Source organism: Hahella sp. KA22, assembly GCF_004135205.1.
Lineage (GTDB): Bacteria > Pseudomonadota > Gammaproteobacteria > Pseudomonadales > Oleiphilaceae > Hahella.
On the sequence record NZ_CP035490.1, the window covers coordinates 4,804,926 to 4,824,083 of the forward strand.

Consider the following 19,158-nt stretch of genomic DNA (forward strand, 5'->3'; position numbering starts at 1 on the left):
CGCCCTCCTATTGTAAACGACTCTGCAGATCCACAATCCAACGATTAACTTCATCGTCGGGCTGCGCCTGCAGGCTCTGATAAATCTGATATTGCTCCAACGCTTCCTTCAGTTTGCCCATGTACAAGTCATAGGTAATGCCCAGATTTAATCGGGCGGGCGCATAGGAGCCGTCGACGGCGATCGCCTTGCGGTAATACTCTTCCGCCTCAGCGAACTTACCCTGGCGACGGGCCAAGTATCCCAACAGAGAGTATCCCTCGGGATTCAATCCGTTGACGCTGACCGCCTTTTCGAACATCGCCTGCGCCTGGTCAGGCGCATCGGTATTCATATAAATGATGCCCATATTGATGTAGGGGCCGGACAGCTGCGGGTAGTCTTCGCTGACCCCCTGAAATTTCTTCAGGGCGGAGCCGAAGTTACGGGCTTTTTGATCGCGCAATGCTGCTGCATACTGATTACGGGCGCCTTCGGGAACCTGAGAGAGGTCAGCGCCCCCTGTCGCCCCGCCGTTATTCGACGGTTTCTGCGGCGCGCCGGAACACGCCGCCAGCAACAGAGTCAATGCCAGACCAGCAAGGCGAATACTGCTTTTACGACTAAAGAATGTTTTCACTGAACTCTGGGATCTCTTCCGATTTTTTATAGCGCGCAGGGAACAACTTTTTCAATGCTTCAAAGCTGTTTTTCACCCACTCATCGTAGACGCCGCTCCAACTCCGCTGTGCGTTCGCCTCATGCAGTTCAATCGCGTTTTCCTCGAAGGGATACGCCTGTTCCTCCAGCAACAACTGATATTGCTCCAATTCCAGTTCATTGAGATTGCGGGGACGCTCAGAGTCCAGCAGATCGCGGCTGAGCTGAGAATAGATCTCTCCCATGCGATAGGAAGAACGCGTGGTAAATTCCGCTATTCGATAGTTTGCTGTCTTCTTGTAGGCGGCCATCGCTCGCTTCATCGCATCCTGTTTGGAGCGCAAAGAGTTTTGCAACGGCGCGGTCAGCTTGATGCTCTTGAACTGAATGAAAGCGTCATCCGCCAGGACGCTGGAGGACTTCGCCGCAAGATAGCGCATACGGTCGGAGCCTTTCGACCCGGCGGCGTCATAGCCTTGCACCACTTTCTGCAACCAGAAACGCTGTTTGATCGGATCATTCGCCTTAGCGTACAACTCGCTCAGCGTATACCCAGCTTCCGCCGCTATATCCGCCGGCTCAGGATAGCTGTTGGCGTAATCCCGGTAGGTGTCGATGGCTTTCTGGGTCTGGCCGCTCTTCTCGTACAGCTCCGCCGACAACAGCAGCGACTCGCGCCGAGTTTCGCCGTCAGGATGGCTCTGCGATATCACCGCCAACTCCCCGGCTGCAGCGTCCCATTGCTCCGTATTGCGATAAGCCATCGCCAGCTTGGCGGGCACGTCTTTCGCCAGTTCATGGTTCGGATAACGCTGGCGGAAACTATTCAGAACAGAAATCGCCCTGTCCCATTGCCCCTGCTGCAGCATGTAGGTGGCGGCGTCATAATCCGCATTAGCGCGCACCGAGGCGGAGGGAGCCGCCTGTCCAACACGTAGAAACTGGTCAATAGCGCCATTGACGTCATTGGCCGCCAGCATCAGTTCGCCTTGCTTATAAATACTGGCGGCGAGCAGCTCGACGATCTCGCCGCGCCGCTTATCGCTCGCCGACATAAGCGCCAGCACGCGGGAATAGGATTTTTCCGCTTCCGCATACTGCTTGAGCTCAAACTGGCTGTGGCTGATGATCAACCAAGCGCCTAACAAGGATGCATTGTCCGGCGGCGGCGTGCGTTGCGTCAGGCGTTGCGCCACGTCGATCGCACGCGGGTAATCCTTCATGGCGAACAGCTTCTCCGCCGCCGAAGCCATTACCGCGCCCGCCCTGGGATCAGACGCATAGGATTGGGCGAAGCGAATCTGACTTTCAATTTTGCGCAGTTCGATCTGCTCGCGCTCGGCTTCAGCAGCGCCTGACGCCAATTCATCAAAAGCAGTGATCGCCGCATAGCCCGCTTCTGCGCCTTTGGCGAAGCCCTTATATTCATAGGCCGCTTTTTCGTAGGCGACGATTGCCTCCTCGTATCGCTGCACGGCGAATAGGGTCTCGCCACGCAGGAACACCATTTGAGGCGCTTTCGGATCTTGCGGAAAGGTATCCACAAACTCCTGATAGTAGGCGGCCGCACTGGCGTACTCGTCACGCATGGCGGAGCGCGCCTGCTGTGCGCTTATTTCCTTGCCATCCAACCCTTTCGCACGGCCATTACGGGCCGCAGCGACATTTCGATCCAGCGTTTGCGCTGCGGCGTGATGGTGCGTAGCCAGCTCGTCGATATACACGCGCAGTTTTTCCGCCGTGAAGGTTTTCACCTTCTCATCCTGCTGCCGCCAATAGAAGTCGCTGGTAACGCCGTAGTTCTTCACGAACGCCGCTTTTTCCGGCAACACAGAACTGCCGAAGCCCGCTACGATAAGCGTTTGAATAACGCGTTCCTGGTAATAAGGCGACCATTTGCTGAGTGGATGCAGTTCGATAAAGCGTCGATAGACGGAAACCGCATCCGTATAACGCTCCTCTTTGACCAGCAGCTCGCCGTATTGCTGATAAATCAGGTGTTCATAGCTACGCGCGCCGACTCTCGCAAACAGACTCGTAACCGTATCCACCCCATCCAGATAATTAAAGGCGAAACCCATTACCCGCAGCTGGTCTTCAACCAGAGTACGAGACTCTTTGGATAAGGCGTCCAGGTCGTCAGACTCCGGCATCACCAGATCCAGCACTTTGACAAAGCTATCCAGAGAGGTTTCGTATTCGCCTTGCTTGAACAGACTCCAGCCATGCATGTAGAGCGCCTGTTGCTCAAAGCCGGTTTTGGCGCCGCCGCGAATGACCGACTCAAAAGCCCGCTGAGAGGCGTCATAGTCGCCATTGGTGAACAGTATCTCGCCGCGTCGGAATTGCGCTTCATGGAAGTAAGAGGAACGCGGGTACTCTTTCACCAAGCGGTTCAGCGCTTTGAAGGAATCATCGCGACGCCCTTCCAGATCATAGGCCTTCGCCAGCTGATAGAGCACTTGGTCGTTTTCCGCCCGATTGGGGTATTTCTTCAACAGCCCTTCGTAGGCGGAGATGGCCACCGCGAAATACGCTGCGGAACCTTCCGAATAGTCCACTACTTCCTGAGTCACAGAAGACTCTTCGTTGCGGATCATTTGCAAATCCGCCAGTCGATATAAAATCTTGGTGCGGGTTTCAGGGTCTTCGACAACGGTCAATAAATCCGTGTAGTTGGCGATGACCTCATCAATATTGATGTTCACCGTTTCTTCGCCCTGATCCTCAATGATGGCGGGCTTCAAATCGGCGATGGTCGGCTGATCCGCAGCGCGACGACTTTCCTCGGAACCGGAAAACAGCGAGCAGCCGCTCACTACAACCGCGATGGCGGTTAACGTCAACACCCTCATAAGCCGCCCCCCTCTCCGTCGAGAAGTTCATCGGACAAACGGGTGCGCGCCAGTTTGGCGGACGTCATGTAATAGTTGACCTGATCTCTCTGCCGCAACAATTCATCTCTCGCCATGTCGCTGACGGTGGTTTTCGCCCGGGTAAGCGCGCGACGCACCTGGTCGCTCAATTCCTGCAAGCGGGGCTTGGCGCTATCCACTCTTTGCTCAAGCGTCTCCAAACTCTCGGACTTGGCAATGAGATTGTTGATTCTCACGCTGCGCAGCGAATATTCTTTCAGCGCCGTATCCAGCGCCGCCAGCTCCTGTTTGGCCTCCCAAAGCCGCTGGGGAAACTCTTCGCTGACGGTCCAGTTCAGGAAACCTTCCATACGACGCAATTTCTCTTCATATTCGGGTACATCTTCGGCCCAGTCGGGATCTTGGCGCATCAGTTCGATTGTGCGTCTGGAACGTTCGATAATGGCCTTATAGCCGAGCTGGTCTTCTGTAAGGAAATAAGCGCCATCGCCAGCCGTCTCACCCTCTGCGATGACCTGCGCCAACGCGTCGCGCTGGGCGCGAATGCGATCAGCGTCCAGGGAAGTCATTTTTTCGCGGGTTTCCCGAATACGCTCTTCCCGCGCAATTTTTCGGGTATCGATCATCACGTCAAAGCTGTCCACCTTGCGCAGCCATTCGTTCAAAGTGTTTTGCAGCAAGGTCAATTCACGCAGCTCTTTGAGCACGCGCTGGAATTCTTCCTGGGCGACCAGATGAGCCAGACTGTAGGTAGCCGGGCGCACATCAAGACGCCCGTATTCATCTACGCGGATGTTGTCATCGTCCAGGCGGGTAATATGCAACTCCGGATCGCCGCCAAACTCGAGACTGTCAAACAGGCGATCTTCATCCAGCTCAGCGATGTTGGTCTCCAGCAGACGCAGGCTTTCCTGATACTGGGTGACGGCATTGGCGTACGCATTGAGCGCCTTCACTTTCTGCCCAAGCTGCTCATAGACATAGCCGATGGCGAAATGGGATTCCTGAATAATGGGATTGGCGGCTTGCTTGCTGCTCAGAGTCTGCAGTGATTGGATCGCCAGACCGAATTCGCCGGAGTTGGAGGCCGCCAGAGCGTATCCGAACAGCGCCTGATCCGACCAGGGACCATTAATGCGCACCTTGCGAAACTCTGTCATGGCGCCGGCGTAATCGTTTTGCTCCATTCTGAGGACGCCGGTAGTGAGGCTGATTCTGTCGCTCAGCGCGTAAAATTCATTTGGGTCGTCCTCGTCCTGCGGCGTCGGCGCGCTAACGCTCGCCAATCGACGCAGCGCCGCATCCAGATCGCCAGCCTTGCGTTGATTCAGAGCCAGGTTGTAATCCAGATAGGCGCGCCAGTAGGAGTCTTTAGGCAAAGGCTGTAGAAATTCCTCCGCCGCATTCAGATCCTCCAGCCCCAGTGCAGTTTGTCCCTGGAGGTAAAAATACTCTTCCAGCAGCTCCGAGTCGGAGTCCTCTAACAATTCGCGATCCACCCGCTGAAACGAAGACTTGGCGTTCTCCCATTTCCGCATCTGGTAATATACCTTACCAAGATAAAACCAGGCCTGGTTACGGACCTCCGGGGTTACCTTGCCTTCCAGCAGGTTTTCAAAAATACGCCTGGCTTCATCCACCATGCCATAAGAAAGCAGCATGCCTCCCTTCAGCACCTGAGGATGATCGCCATGGTGGGTGATGTTGTTACGCAGCTCACCGATCGATATATCCGTGAGCGCGCCGTAATAACGCTGTTGATAGAACTCGAACAGCACTTTACCGTACTGCAAATCCAGCGCCCGCTCAGGCTTCTTCTCATCCGCAGCGAAGACGCTTTGCCCCAGGCTCGCCAGGACGAGAAGAGACGGTATTGTTTTTCTAAGTATTCTTTTCATTGCCTCAGTGACTACCGGCTACCAGACACAGTTAAAGTTATTCCCATTCGACGACGGTGAATTCAGGTTGGTACTTCTTGGTCGAGTCGGTAATGCGCAACTCCAGCGTTTTGATATCAGAGCCCTTCTCAAATTTTTGCGTAGCGCCGCGCTTATAATCGCGATTATCGGGCCCTACTCCAGTGAAAAATGCGGTGATTTCATGTTCGCCGGTCTTAAGGTTGCCAATATGCAGACGCTGCATGCCGCCTTTGTACAGGGCCTTAGCTTGACGCTGTGTATACAGGTGGCTAGCCACCGTTTCGCCATCGATTTTGACTTCCACCGCATCCAGCTGGAAAAACTCGCCAACATCGACGGAAAGAAACACGACAAACTGCGTACTGGCGGGAAACAGCAGGTCTTCCTCAAGAATGAACAGGTCGCGGTTCAGCTCAATGGCTTTCTGTTTCAATGACTGCACCTGATCCACGATAGGCGTATCGGGGTCCACGGAGGCCATTCCTGAGTCATCCGCCATTTCTATCTCGTTAGCGGAGGCGGCGTCTGCAATGCCCTCCTCTGCTCGCGCCATGACCGACAACAGCAGCAAAATCAGGAACAATGCATGGGTCAGGCTGTTTTTGTAATTCATACTTTCAATCCCAATTAAATTGATCGCATCCCGTAATGGATAACCTCACTGCCATCAGTAAGACGCGGTGACGAAGAAGCGAATGACGGTGGCGTCAAATTCGTACAAAGGCTCCTCACCCGGCGCAAAGCCGGTCCGCGTCACGTCGCGGAAGTCCTCATACGCAAATTTCATGTAGTCGACAAACAGGTTGATGCTGCCTTTTTCAATAAAAGAAAAACCTTTATTGAATTCATAGGTCAGCCCCACGCCAACGCTGTCGCCGCTATAGGTGCTCAGCTCTTTGTCGCGCCCCATAAAAGTACGAACGTCCTCGCCTTCAAACAGATCATCATAAAACTCTGCTTTGGTTTGTTCGTAGTGACGGAATTTGAACTCGGTAATGAATTGATCGCCAAACGGGTGCACATAGGCCAACTCATAGTTATAGCCCTTGATGTTCCATGAGTCGGAAAAATACCGGACCTCCCCTTTGACGGCCGCTCGATATGGCAGGTAATACATACCCCGCAGCGCCACAGCGTTGCTGGTGCGCGTTTTGGGATACTTTTCTATTCTGTACTCGTAGCCTTTGGCGCTGGTGGTATCCAGGAAACGGTAGACCCGGTATGGGTTATTCAGGTAACCCTCATCCGTGATCGTTTCGATATCCAGGTTAAGCAAGGCGTTCTTGGTTAATACCTGACTGACCCCTAGACGATAATGTTGGCGGTCCACTTCCTCATCAAGGGATGGGTCCAACTTACTACGCACGTTATCCCAGCCTTTTGAGTACCCCATGGTCAGGGTGGTCAGGTCGCCGAAAAAGTCCTGACTGATATTGAAATGGATCGACTCAGCGTCAAAGTCATTCTCCTGGCTGTTGGTATAGGCGAAGCTCATGATGGACTTGTTGTACAGATAGTCCACGCCCAGACCACCTTCGGTCCGCTCCTCCTCATAGGGAGTCGCTCGCGCCAATACGTCAACGGAAGCGGAACTGACCGAGTCGACATAGTAGTTGGCGCTCAAAGAGACGCTGGCGTCGAAGTTCTTTCTGACCAGAACGGAGGGGCCGTCAATTTCCATGCCCCCGCCTTCGTAGCGGTGGTACATGGCCTCCGCTTTCTCTTCCGGCAACACGGCGGCGCCGGCGGATAACGCCGTCGCCAACAAACTGAATATCGCTGCAATGCGGTGTAAGTTTCTCATATCAGTTACAGCCGCAGCCTCCGCCGGAGCCGCCTTCAGCGCCGCGCGCGCCTTCCCGGGCCTGATAGACGTGATGCATGTAAGAACCGGCAATACCGATGCGGCCGAAGCTCATGATCGGGTCGGCGAGGTTATTACGCTCATAAGGCATAACCCAGGGTTCGAGACTGCTACAGCCTCCCAACAGCATGGGAGCCAGCAGCAGGAATAGCCACTTTTTCATTGTTGTTTTACTCGCGAATCAGCGCTTTGACTTCTTTAACGTAATGATCTTCCGTACCTGGCTGATAGCCTTTGTGCAGGTAACGCATGTTGCCGTTTCTATCCACGATAACCGTCGTCGGCATCGCCTTCACGTCATACATGCGGCTTACCTTGTTCTGGTTGTCATAGAGAATCGGGAAAGTGACTTTGGTGTCTTTCAGGAACTCGTTAGCCAGAGAAGAGTCCTCATCCACATTCACCGCAAAAATCGTGAAACCGAATTTTTCGTACTTCTTATATATGTCTTCCAGTATCGGCATTTCCTGACGGCAAGGGCCGCACCAGGAAGCCCAGAAGTTGATGAGCACCACTTGGCCGCGATATTCCTGCAAGCGCAGATTCTTGCCAAGAGAGCTTTTCAGGGTAAAGTCACCCGCTGCGCCCTTGATCTCCGCAGCATTTGCGCTGACGGTAAGAGCGCTGGCGGAAATCATCAAACAAAGCGCCGCCACACTTTTAAAGAATTTGTTTTTCATAGTTCAGACTCCTCAAACTACTCTTTCTTCGACGCCGACTTCAGCGACCGTCTCTAAAAGAAAACGGACAGACCGGTCGTCATTTCCAGGTTATGGGTTTTCTTATCCTCGCCCAGGATATCGGTATCGAAAATATGGTCTCTCATGCCCAGATGCAGGGACAGCCAGTCAGTGCCCAGCATCTGAAATCCCCAGCCGAAATTGGCCGTCAGACGGTCATCGCCGGCGAACTGCGTGCTGCCCAATCCGCCCACGACATAAAAGTTAGTGTTGAAGGCGTACTTGCTGCCAAGGAATATTTCCCCGGGAAAAATGTTATATCCCAGTGAAAGGTTGTAGTACGTCAGGTCGCGCTCGTCGTCCTTCAGCAATTTCGCGGAACCGCTTAGCTTTTCATAGCTGGTTTCACTGGTATCGGTGAAGCCGTAGTTGGCCTCAACGAACAGATCTTCATTGATATGGTAGGCCAGGCGGGCGCCTATCACGAAATTAACGCCAAAGTCCTCTACACTCATCAACCCTGTGTATACGCCAACTTCAAAGTCTTCCGTGTCGATCAGGTCTTCCTGCACGCGACGGGGCGTCACTTCCGGCTCGATCAGCGGCTTAACGGCGGCTTCAGACTCAGCGTCCACCTCCTCAGCCATAGCCTGCCCCGCCCCGACAGTGGCCATCGCACACGCCAATACCGCACTGACGACAGGACGTCGCCCGTCGTTTAGAAAAATACGCTTAATCCAATTTTCCATTCTTCTGCTTCTTCGTTTTCGTCGCGGTCGGTGAAGACCACGTAGTCTTTGTATTCCATACGGATAAAATAACGGTTGGTCATGTACCATCTGACCCCGAGCCCGTAATGTACGGCCTCTTCAACCCTGTTGTCTTCATTCACCAGCGTCGCTTTCGGCTTGATAAATGCGGCGCCGGTTCCCAGCGTGAAGAAAGGAGAAATCCGCCAATGGGGGAAAGGCTGGTGCACGATATTCAGGTCAGCGATCATGATCTGGGAAAAGTCCCCCAAGACCTGTGACGCCCAGAGTTCCGTCGATAAATTGGGAGTGAACAGATAACCCACATACATGGAGTTCACCGCTGCGCCGCCAAAATCGCCAGTCGCAACACCGCCTTCCCAACTACGGGAGGAAAAATCGTCAAAGCGAGGCTCCATGAAAGCAACCTGTTCGCCGCTTCCATCCAGAGTCATTTCCATTTGCGCACGGCTGGCCCAGCCTTCCTGTCCTTTGGCGTTGCGCACTTTGAACCACTCGGTTTTCCGTTTGAGAATTTCAATTTGCTCGTCCTGCTCAACGACGAAAAACACCGGGTAGCCCCGCCCTGGCCCCGTACGGAACTCGAGATAGGGCTCGGCGACTTTTACAGTCTGATATTCGTCTTCAGCAAAACTTTTCAGTGAAAAGCAACAAAGGATAACCAACAAAACCGGGAATATTCTTACCGCTAACAAGTGTCTTTAATCCTGTGGAACGTCAAATGGGTTGTTATAGTACTGCGCTCCAATATCCAGCCACTCGGATATTAACTTCAACTCGACCGGGTCAAGCCATCCTTCATGGCTTCCCCCTGTCTGAAAAGGCGCGAAAAAGCGAGTGCTGGCCACAGATCCCTGCGGCGTCATTGAGCGGTTGACGGCGACTGTAGTCATCACAGGTATCGGATTGCCATCGTCGTCTAGAATAAGATCGCCGTTACCGTCAGTTTCGAACACTGGGTTACCGTCTCCATCTAAGACTGGAATCTGGCGATCCACAAGCACTCCTTCAATAATTTCCTGCTCGGCGTCGTTGAACAATAACTCGCGATATGACTTCAAGTGATCAGCCTGGTCAGTGGAGGGTCCATCGCTCAAATCGAGTTGCGCCGCCGGAACCTGCACTGCAGCCATCGCATCCGTCAGTCCGTGACAACTATTACAAGTATGGTCCGCCAATACAGTCGTCCCATCATCATCCAATACTTGACGCACTTTACCCCACAAAGGATGAATATGAGTCGCATAGTTGATAACAACACGGCACTTAGCGTCCTTCGGCGTCGCGCAAGCAGTTGATATGGGCGCAGTGGTCGCCAAGTCGGCGTAGGCGTAACTGAAACTCTCCGCTTTTGCAGTAATATTAGCGTCGGTCCACTCATCGTCAAATACAATGTCTGGATTCAAGTAACGCAAGCCGTTGATTCGGGCGAAGGTTTCCGCCATGGTTTCGCCCATATTGGTGAACAACGCAGGATCCGTATTCGGGAAAGGCTGTCCGGTGGTGGCCGCGCCGGTATTGATTGACGGAGCCTGAGCGCCTGGGCGTCCATGGGGCAATTCGCTGTTGGCCGTATGACAGCCGATGCATTCCAACGTCTCGCCTGGCCGCACCTGCAACCAGTTCTGATGACGGGGACTGGCGCGCTTACCGGCCTTGTCGACGATACTCACCGCAAACGCCACATTGGCGGGCACGGCGAACTTAACCGAGCCATCCGGCTCAATAGGAACATATCCCAGTATCTCGCGCATCAACTGGCCCGCACTGGCGCCAAACGCGGTCCCAGGCACATTAGCGATGTCACGATCAGGCATGGAAACCGCTTTTACCACTCTAAGGAAACGGGCCGGTCGGTTATCCGCCGACGTCTGCACCGGGTCCGCCATAGCGCCAATGCCAGCGGGCGTCGTGTCTGTTCCGTCAATGTCATAAACGCTGCGAATATGCACAACGCCATATCCCGCTTTGCCCAGATCGGATTCAGGTCCATCACCGTCGGGGATAAAGTCCGCTCTGGTGCGGCTCTGCAGCACCACTGCGTCGGTGTAATAAGTGTCCTCAGTAGGGACGATAACCGGTAACTGAGTGCCATCTACCGCATTGTAGATCCACAGACCATATAGAGGTGGCGCAGGCTGGTAGTCCGCGCTTTCCAGACGCTCATTGGTGCAAGGAACGATATCATTATCCGTATCCAGCAAGCGGCACTGACTCCAGCTCACCAAAAGGCGTCCAGTGCCATCCCACATAGGGTAAGCGGAGTTAAACGTTCCTGCGAGTGTCTGCACTTCATCGTCAGTGGAGACATCATTAGGCGTCAAAGCCGTCTGACCGTTGGTCAACACATCGCGATTTTCGTATGTAGGCTGGTCGTGCTCTGTAAAGTTCGCCACATCAATAGCGACCAGCGCCCCGCCATAGCGACTGCTCACATAAGGACGCAGGCTCACCATGATGCGACCATCTTCCAACGCCACAGGCTTAAGAAACTGCACCGCTCCATTGCTGGAGCCTGTATCGTGACTGTGACGACCGTACAAATATTCAAAGCCTGTCCCATCAGGATTAACCCGATAGAGATTCATGGAATTATTGCCGCCCATGTTGTCCCAGCGGGTAAATACTATTTTGCCGTCCTGGGTCACTACAGGGTCCAGATCACTGCTCTGATTAAATGTGATCTGCTTGATTCCGTCGGTATCCGGATCAATGACATGCAAAACCATTGCTGGATTGCGACGATCTTCATTCAACGCTTCAAACTGGGGCTTACCTTCGTCCAATAAAATCGCTTGCGACTGTCTTTGGCGCGTTGAGGTAAACACAATGCGACCGTCCGGCAAGTAATGGGGGGCCATGTCATCTCCCGCTTCCGCGACATTGTCGGAGGCGATAACCCTCTCCAGCACGCCTGCGGCGACGTCATATTCCCAGATATTCCAGGTTGGCTGCTCATCTTCATCCGCATCTTCAATTTCCGGCGCCCGCATGGCGAATATAATTTTGGAGCCGTCAGAAGACACATCAACATCCTTCACATCGTAAAGAAGTTGACCTTCGTCATTGAGGAACTCCGGCCCTTGAAATGCTTGAGAACTGATATCTCTCGCCGTCGCGCTGGGAGACGCCTGGCTTCGGATATACAGGACCGCTCCAGGACGAAACTCTATTGGAGTGCGCGCGTCCTGACTCACCAGGGCGCCGTCGTCATTACGAACGAGGGGGCGTTTTACGTAAGCGATGGGAATGTCTTGAACTACGGGGTCAGGGCCTTGATTAGCCCCACCTATGCCGCCGCCACAGGCCGCAAGCGCGGCGGATAATATAGATAATGAGAATACTCGGAGTAACGGTTGATCTCCGGGCGTAAGGGTATCATTGGGCGGCGTTTTTATCATTTTCATAAGCATTCACAGTCAGTAATGCCAAATGGCCATCAGACCAATTATTTTAAATTAATGTTACAAGCCGGTGAGCTTAATTTATCCCCTGCCCGGCGCCAATAGTTCTGGCGAATTCCATTCAAACGCTTGTTTAGTTATAAAGCCTCGGGTAAATACTAAGTGGAAAATACTTAATATCCCTCCTTCCTGAATTATGTCTTGGACAATTATAGAAGCCAGGGAGGATTTGTAAGTAAGTGTAATACCGTGCGGGCCAGCACAAAACCACGTTAGCCTCTTCTACTACACTATTTTATAAAGAATTATGACTAGTTCTGTGTATAGGCCATTCTTCATAGAACATATGAACATTTAATATTTGTCGTTTTATCAATTAATATTAATTATCACCTAACCATTCGTTTAAGCGCACTGCACGAGAGCTGCAGGAGAATATAAAATATGAGTAGTCTGACTCCCATAGATAATAAGCGCAGACAGGTTAAGCGTTGCGTTATATCTCTACTCTCATTGGCTTTAACCCTATCTACTGCAGCAGAGGCAGGTCCCAGGGAACAGGCCAAGAGAATCCATGACCGTATAGCAGGAGTGCCGCCCAGCGAGGCTGTTCTCAACGACATGGCCAGCGATATAACCTCCGGCGACGCCATCGCCGCCGCCTATACCGCCATGGAAAACAAAAATTTTTATGACGTAACCCTGAAAAACATGGTTGCGCCCTGGACCAATGAGGCGCAGTCATTGTTTGTTCCCTTGAACGACTATACCGCCACCGTCGTTGGTATGATTCGGGATGAAGATGTTCTGGGGATAGACTTTCGGGAAGTGCTTTACGGCAATCACCTTTATGTCGGCAAAAGCAGCCTGGGCGCTCCCGCCTATTCTTTAGCGAACAACGCCCATTACGAGTTTCTGGAAACCCAGGGCGTCAGTCTGAAAGACGACCTGGTCCACACCACTCAGTCGCTGCCTGCTGAAGCTACTGCCGGCGTAATGACGACCCGCGCGGCGGCCAAAGCTTTTTTCAGCGGCGGCACCAACCGCGCCATGTTCCGGTTCACCCTGATGAACCACCTGTGTAATGACCTTGAGCAGGTGAAAGATATCACCAGGTCCCCCGACCGTATCCGCCAGGACGTTTCGCGCAGCCCTGGCGGCGACAGCCGAATCTTTCTCAACAACTGCGTGGGCTGCCACAGCGGCATGGACCCAATGGCGCAGGCTTTCGCCTACTATGAGTATGACTACGATATGGACGCCGACCCCGATGGCGAAAACGGAGCGCTGGTTTACAACACGGCAGGCATGACCGACCCGGATACGGGCACTCGCGTACAAGGCAAGTACCATATCAACTCCACCACATTCCAATATGGCTACGTCACCCCGGACGATCATTGGGATAACTACTGGCGTGAAGGCCAGAACAGTCTGTTGGGCTGGGATAAAGGCCTGACCGGTTCCGGCCAGGGCGCAAAAAGCATGGGAATGGAGCTTGCTCATTCAGAAGCTTTCGCTCAGTGCCAAGTGAAAAACGTCTTCCGCACAGTTTGCTTGCGGTCGCCGATCGACAGCGCAGACAGAGATCAAATCAGCGCTATGGTTTCTTCTTTCAAAGCCAGCGGCTACAAGATGAAGCGTGTTTTCGCCGAATCAGCCGCATATTGCATGGGCGAGTGAGGCGGTTTATCCGTCTCGCTAAACAAGAATTCTGAATCGGATTACGACTGTGAATACCATGAGCTCATTACAACAGCAGATAACAAGAGCGATCGCCGTATTGATCGCCGCTATCAGTATTCTGCTCAGCGGTTGCGGCGGCAATAGCGGAGCCTCCAACGAGAACTTACCCAATACGACGCGCCCGGGGCAAGGCAGCACTTATACCGGCCCGGCCCCAGCCACTGATGACGTACAACAGTTCAAACTCAGCCTGTGGGACAAGCTCTCCCCGACTAATCGTTGCGGCGGCTGTCATACTACCGGCGGCCAGTCCCCGATGTTCGTTCACAAGGACGACATCAACATCGCATATTCCGAAGCCAATAGAATCGTCAACCTCAGCGATCCTTCCCAATCGCGCATGGTTTCAAAAGTGCGCGAAGGACATAACTGCTGGGAAAGCAGCGTCGATTTTTGCGCCAACATCATCACCAAATATATCAGCGACTGGGCGGGGGGCGTTTCCGGCGACACCAAGACCATCGACTTGATCGCGCCAGCGGATAAAGAGCCGGGGCAAACCAAGAATTTCCCAAGCGATTCCGCGCTTTTCGGCTCCACCGTATACCCACTGCTGACCACTAATTGCGCAGGCTGTCACCGTGAAAGCGCCGCCATTCCACAATCGCCCTACTTTGCCGGCGCCGATGTGGATTCCGCTTACGCTGCGGCGAAAAGCAAAATGGATCTGGGTACGCCCGCCAATTCACGTTTCGTTGTGCGTCTGAGAGATGAATTCCACAACTGCTGGTCCGGCTCCTGCGCCAGCGACGCAGCCAAAATGCTGGAAGCTGTTGAGACTTTTTCCGGCAGCATTGACCCTGACCAGGTCGACCCTGATTTGGTCGCCAGTAAGGCGCTCAATCTGACCGATGGTCTGGCTGCGAACAGTGGCGGCCGCTATGAGCAGAATGTCATCGCTTTGTACGAATTCAAAACAGGCCAAGGCGTCACCGCTTATGACACTAGCGGCATCGAACCCACTTTGAACCTGACCCTGAGCAACGACGTCGAATGGGTCGGCGGCTGGGGCATCAAGCTAAGTGGTGGGAAAGCGCAAGGGTCCACGACCAACAGCAAAAAACTACATGACCTGATTACGGCGACTGGCGAATACTCCATCGAAGCATGGGTGGCGCCCGGCAATGTAACCCAGGAAGGCCCAGCGCGGATCGTCAGTTATTCCGCCGGCGTCAACGCACGCAACTTTACCCTGGGACAGGTCCAGTACAGCTACAGCCTGCTGAATCGCACCAGCGAAACGGATCAAAACGGCGAGCCTGCGCTGGTTACAGACGACGGCGACCAAGACCTGCAGGCGACCCTGCAACATGTCGTGGCGACCTATAGCCCTGCCAACGGTCGCCGTATCTATGTGAACGGCAAATTCACTGGCGATGAGGATATGACTACCGCTGGCAACCTGAATGACTGGGACGACACCTTCGCCTTTGTACTGGGCAACGAGGCCTCCAACAATCGCCCCTGGGACGGCACGATCCGGATGGTGGCGATTCACAACCGCGCGCTGACGGAAACCCAGATATCCCAAAACTTTGAAGCTGGCGTCGGACAGAAGTTTTATCTGCTGTTCGGCACATCGCACCTGATCGACGTCCCGCAAAGCTATGTGGTGTTCGAAGTCAGTCAGTTCGACAGCTACAGCTATCTGTTCAACGCGCCGTTCTTTATCAGTCTTGATCCGAACGCAGAGCCGTCAAGCATTCCCGTCAAAGGCATGCGCCTCGGCATGAACGGCCGTGAAGTGACTGTCGGTCAAGCCTATAAGAACATGGACATTTCCTTGAACGAAACCAGCTATACCCCGGGAAGCGGACAGGTCATGTCCGACAGAGGCACTATCATCGCGCTGGAAAAAGGCCCCGAGGAAGATGAATTCTTCCTGACTTTCGAGTTACTAGGGTCTAACAGTCATGTGTATCTTGAAGCAGAACCAACGCCGCCTGGCGCTCCCGCCGATGGCGATCCGGTTCCCGAAATCGGCCTGCGTAACTTTGACGAAATCAACGCGACTATGTCCGCTATTACTGGCGTCAGCGCATCCTACCCTGGCGTCAGGACAACCTTTGAAACAGTAAAACAGCAGTTGCCTACCGTCGAGAACATCAATACGTTCCTGGCGTCGCATCAAATGGGGGTCACCCAATTGGCGATTCAGTATTGCGACGCCCTGGTGGAGGACAACGCACTGCGTAGCGCCTTCTTCCCTGGCTTCGATTTCAACGCCAGCGCCTCCAGCGCCTTCTCCGGCGCAGGAAGAGACCTGATCATTGACCCACTGTTGAATAAAGGCATGGGTGTAAACTTGGCGTCACAACCGGACGGCGCCGATGTGAGAGCCGAATTGAATCAGTTGATCGACAAACTGGTTGCATGCGGCGGCGGATGCTCCGCAGACAGAACCGAAACCATTGTCAAAGCAAGCTGCGCCGCCGTATTGGGCAGCGCTGCAATGCTGGTGCAATAAAGTTTTACGATCAACGGCAAAAATTTCGATAGAGGTGGTTTTATCATGGCAAGAAGACGTGGACCTTACGGCCTCGACGAGCCGCTGTTTCACCCGGACCACAAGCGCCCGGTAACGCGTAGGGACTTTATCGCCCAAGGCTTTCTGGCCGGCGCCGGAACCATGTTCGGCACATCCATACTGGGACTCTTCGCGAATCCAAGAGAAGCGCATGCTGCGCTCTCTTCGGACTTAGAGTCATTGAAGTCCTCCTGCGGCATCGCCGTACAAGGCGCAGGAAAGATACCTTTCATCTGTTTCGATCTCGCGGGCGGCGCCAACATCTCCGGCTCCAACGTTTTAGTTGGACAACAAGGCGGTCAGCTGGATTTCCTGAGCACGGCGGGCTATAGCAAACTCGGCCTGCCCGGGGACATGACTCCCGCCATCGGCAGCTCGCCCGGCGTTCCCGGCGGCTTCGTCAATCAGGAGCTGGGACTGGCGTTTCACTCCGATAGCGCCTTTCTGCGCGGAATTCTGGAGAAAACCCAGGCCGCCACTCGGGGCTCTGTCAACGGCGCAGTCATTCCTGCGCGTTCGGACAACGACACCGGCAACAACCCGCATAACCCGATGTACGGGATTTACAACGCCGGTGCGGATGGCTCGTTGGTGTCTCTGATAGGCTCCAGCAGCTCGGATTCCGGCGGCAATTCCATGGCCCCGGCGATGCTGATGAACCCAAAAGTACGCCCCACCAAGGTCGACCGTCCCAGCGACGTGACGGGCCTGGTGGACGTAGGCGACTTGGTCGGCTTATTAGACCAGTCGGACGCCGTAGCGGTGATGGAAGCCATTTACCGCATCAGCGACAAGAAAACCGGCGTTGTCACCACCGATGAGGTCGTAAAAAAACTGGTGGATTGTGGCTACCTGAAGAGCGCGGACTTAGCGGATCGTTTCGGCAACCCCGCCTCGTTGAACCCTGCGCTTGATACCGACATCGTCGGCCCTTCAGGCATATTTACCCAGGCGGAATTTGATAGCGACGGCGAGTTCAGAAAAACCGCATCGGTGATGAAAATGGTGCTGAACGGCTATGCCGGCGCCGGCACGATCACCATGGGCGGATTTGACTACCACACCGGCGATCGCGCCACAGGCGAACGGCGTGATCTACGCGCCGGGCGCTGCATGGGCGCCTGCCTGGAGTATGCTGCGCGCCTGGGCATGCCACTGATGATGTATGTTTTCAGCGACGGCTCACTGGCCAGTAACGGACGTATAGATAGCTCTGTAGACGGTCGCGGAAAAGGAGAGTGGACGGGGGATAACTCATCCACCGCCGCCTCTTTCTTCCTGGTCTACAACCCTAACGGCCGCCCGGCGCTGATGGGCTCTACCACGGAACTACAGGAAAGACATCGCCAGATTGGCCATATGCGCGCCGACGCCTCGGTAGAAACCGCTTCAAGTCCAGCGGCGAACAACGTCAACCTGTTGGTGAATACTGTTGTGTTGAACTATATGGCGTTGCATGGCGAACAAAGTCAGTTCGCTTCCACCAAAGGATTTGAACAACACGGCTTGGGCTCCTCTTCCGATCTGGACCGTTTAACAGCGTTTCAACCTATCGTAAGCGGCACCATCGGTTAAGTTTACCGTTCACTTGGACGACATGTGAAAGAGGGCCCATCGGGCCCTTTTTTATGGCGGTGGGTCTGATATTTGGCTGTAAATTTTCAACGGCTACTCAGCCGTCGGCGGTTGCAGCTCCGATGAATAATGCATTTTGCGATTGCGATCGATAATAATCGCATCGATGCCCGGTAGCTTTTCAATCAACTCCAAGCCCTTTTCCGCGCCAAGTATAAAGACGGTCGTGGAAAGCGCATCTGTCGTCGTCGCGTCCGGGCCGATAATGGTCACGCTTTGAGACTCTTCTGCTGACTTTCCAGTTTTAGGCGAAATGATGTGATGCACCCTTACGCCGTCGTGCATAAAGAAGCGCTCATAGTCTCCAGACGTGGAAATCGCCGTGTTCTCCAAAGGTATCAGAACGGCGTTCTTGTCCTCCAGGCGAGGGTCTTTCACGCCAACAATCCAGGGTCGGCCATGTTTATCCCCCATTAGACGACTATCGCCACCGGCGCTCACCAGCGCATATTGAATGCCCAGCTCAGCCAGCTTTTCGATCGCCTTATCGACAGCATATCCTTTGGCGATGCCGCCCAGGTCAATAGTGACTCTCGGATCTTTGAAATGAATACTGAGCGACGCCGGGTCCATTTCTATCCAGCGATAATTAATCGCTGGCAGATTTTCCTCTATCTGCTTGGCATCGGGCTCCAGCCCTTCGCGGTAGTTATAGTACTTGCCGATGGATGCGAAAGTGATATCAAAAGCCCCTCCGCTCAGTTCAGACACCCGCTGCGCTTTTTCAATCAGATGGAACAGCTCTGGTGTGATCACCACTGCGTGTTTAGCAGCAAGCCGATTCACTTTGGATACTTCGCTACTGTCAATGTAAACGCTCATCAGCGCTTCAAGTCGGTCAAACTCCTGATCCACCGCCGTAAACGCTTTTTCCGCCGCTACAGAACCGCCCTCATCCACCCACACCTCAGCGCGAATTTTTGTCCCCATGCCATTCCAGTCTTTACTGAACCACTCGGCGGAAGCGGATTGAACAAAGGAAGTAAGCAGCAAGACGCCGCTCATTAGAGCAAATGGTTTCTTCATGGATTAACTACCGAAGCGGATTTGACGCAGAGGTATACCCCAGCCGGCGGGTGATTACAACTTGAAAGTCCT

Annotated in this window: 14 protein-coding genes; 3 read left to right on the plus strand and 11 right to left on the minus strand. The window is 53.8% G+C overall.

Annotated features, from left to right (window positions below; translation table 11 throughout):
- Positions 1 to 7: 7 nt before the first annotated feature.
- From EUZ85_RS21110 to EUZ85_RS21155, 10 genes are read right to left on the minus strand one after another with little or no spacing between them, the layout of a single operon-like run.
- Positions 8 to 619 (minus strand): tetratricopeptide repeat protein, encoded by a 612-nt coding sequence (locus tag EUZ85_RS21110; RefSeq protein WP_127971664.1) that lies wholly within the window; start codon positions 617 to 619, stop codon positions 8 to 10.
- On the minus strand, positions 603 to 3,494 hold the full coding sequence (locus EUZ85_RS21115) for a tetratricopeptide repeat protein (RefSeq protein WP_127971666.1): 2,892 nt from the start codon (positions 3,492 to 3,494) through the stop codon (positions 603 to 605). The genes EUZ85_RS21110 and EUZ85_RS21115 overlap by 17 nt, the downstream gene beginning before the upstream one ends.
- Entirely contained in the window at positions 3,491 to 5,413 is a 1,923-nt protein-coding gene (locus tag EUZ85_RS21120) for a lipopolysaccharide assembly protein LapB (protein ID WP_127971668.1), read from the minus strand. Before EUZ85_RS21120 ends, EUZ85_RS21115 begins: the two co-directional genes overlap by 4 nt.
- Before the next feature lie 37 nt (positions 5,414 to 5,450).
- Positions 5,451 to 6,047, minus strand: coding sequence for an AraC family transcriptional regulator (locus EUZ85_RS21125; RefSeq protein ID WP_127971670.1), 597 nt, complete (start codon positions 6,045 to 6,047; stop codon positions 5,451 to 5,453).
- A 54-nt stretch (positions 6,048 to 6,101) separates the two neighbouring features.
- Entirely contained in the window at positions 6,102 to 7,238 is a 1,137-nt protein-coding gene (locus EUZ85_RS21130) for a DUF3570 domain-containing protein (RefSeq protein ID WP_127971672.1), read from the minus strand.
- 1 nt (position 7,239) lies between these two features.
- The gene (locus EUZ85_RS21135) at positions 7,240 to 7,461 is read right to left on the minus strand and encodes a DUF4266 domain-containing protein (protein ID WP_127971674.1); all 222 of its coding nucleotides are present in this window, start codon (positions 7,459 to 7,461) and stop codon (positions 7,240 to 7,242) included.
- A gap of 7 nt (positions 7,462 to 7,468) precedes the next feature.
- Positions 7,469 to 7,978 carry a TlpA disulfide reductase family protein gene (locus tag EUZ85_RS21140; protein ID WP_127971676.1) on the minus strand — a complete coding sequence of 170 codons (510 nt, stop codon included), beginning with the start codon at positions 7,976 to 7,978 and terminating at the stop codon, positions 7,469 to 7,471.
- A gap of 53 nt (positions 7,979 to 8,031) precedes the next feature.
- A complete protein-coding gene (locus EUZ85_RS21145) occupies positions 8,032 to 8,727 on the minus strand; it encodes an outer membrane beta-barrel domain-containing protein (RefSeq protein ID WP_127971677.1) in 696 nt (231 codons plus the stop codon).
- Positions 8,697 to 9,443, minus strand: coding sequence for an SH3 domain-containing protein (locus EUZ85_RS21150; RefSeq protein WP_127971679.1), 747 nt, complete (start codon positions 9,441 to 9,443; stop codon positions 8,697 to 8,699). The genes EUZ85_RS21145 and EUZ85_RS21150 overlap by 31 nt, the downstream gene beginning before the upstream one ends.
- Positions 9,444 to 9,449: 6 nt before the next feature.
- A complete protein-coding gene (locus tag EUZ85_RS21155) occupies positions 9,450 to 12,155 on the minus strand; it encodes a PD40 domain-containing protein (protein WP_127971681.1) in 2,706 nt (901 codons plus the stop codon).
- A gap of 441 nt (positions 12,156 to 12,596) precedes the next feature.
- Here EUZ85_RS21155 and EUZ85_RS21160 point away from each other — a divergent pair, with 441 nt between their 5' ends.
- From EUZ85_RS21160 to EUZ85_RS21170, 3 genes are read left to right on the plus strand one after another with little or no spacing between them, the layout of a single operon-like run.
- The gene (locus tag EUZ85_RS21160) at positions 12,597 to 13,835 is read left to right on the plus strand and encodes a hypothetical protein (protein ID WP_127971683.1); all 1,239 of its coding nucleotides are present in this window, start codon (positions 12,597 to 12,599) and stop codon (positions 13,833 to 13,835) included.
- A gap of 58 nt (positions 13,836 to 13,893) precedes the next feature.
- Complete coding sequence (locus EUZ85_RS21165; protein ID WP_127971685.1) at positions 13,894 to 16,365, plus strand: LamG domain-containing protein; 2,472 nt, start codon at positions 13,894 to 13,896, stop codon at positions 16,363 to 16,365.
- Positions 16,366 to 16,410: 45 nt separating this feature from the next.
- Positions 16,411 to 18,000, plus strand: coding sequence for a general secretion pathway protein GspF (locus EUZ85_RS21170; RefSeq protein WP_127971686.1), 1,590 nt, complete (start codon positions 16,411 to 16,413; stop codon positions 17,998 to 18,000).
- Positions 18,001 to 18,093: 93 nt separating this feature from the next.
- On the opposite strand, the gene EUZ85_RS21175 is transcribed toward EUZ85_RS21170, so the two are convergent.
- On the minus strand, positions 18,094 to 19,086 hold the full coding sequence (locus EUZ85_RS21175) for an FAD:protein FMN transferase (protein ID WP_127971688.1): 993 nt from the start codon (positions 19,084 to 19,086) through the stop codon (positions 18,094 to 18,096).
- Between the last annotated feature and the right edge of the window lie 72 nt (positions 19,087 to 19,158).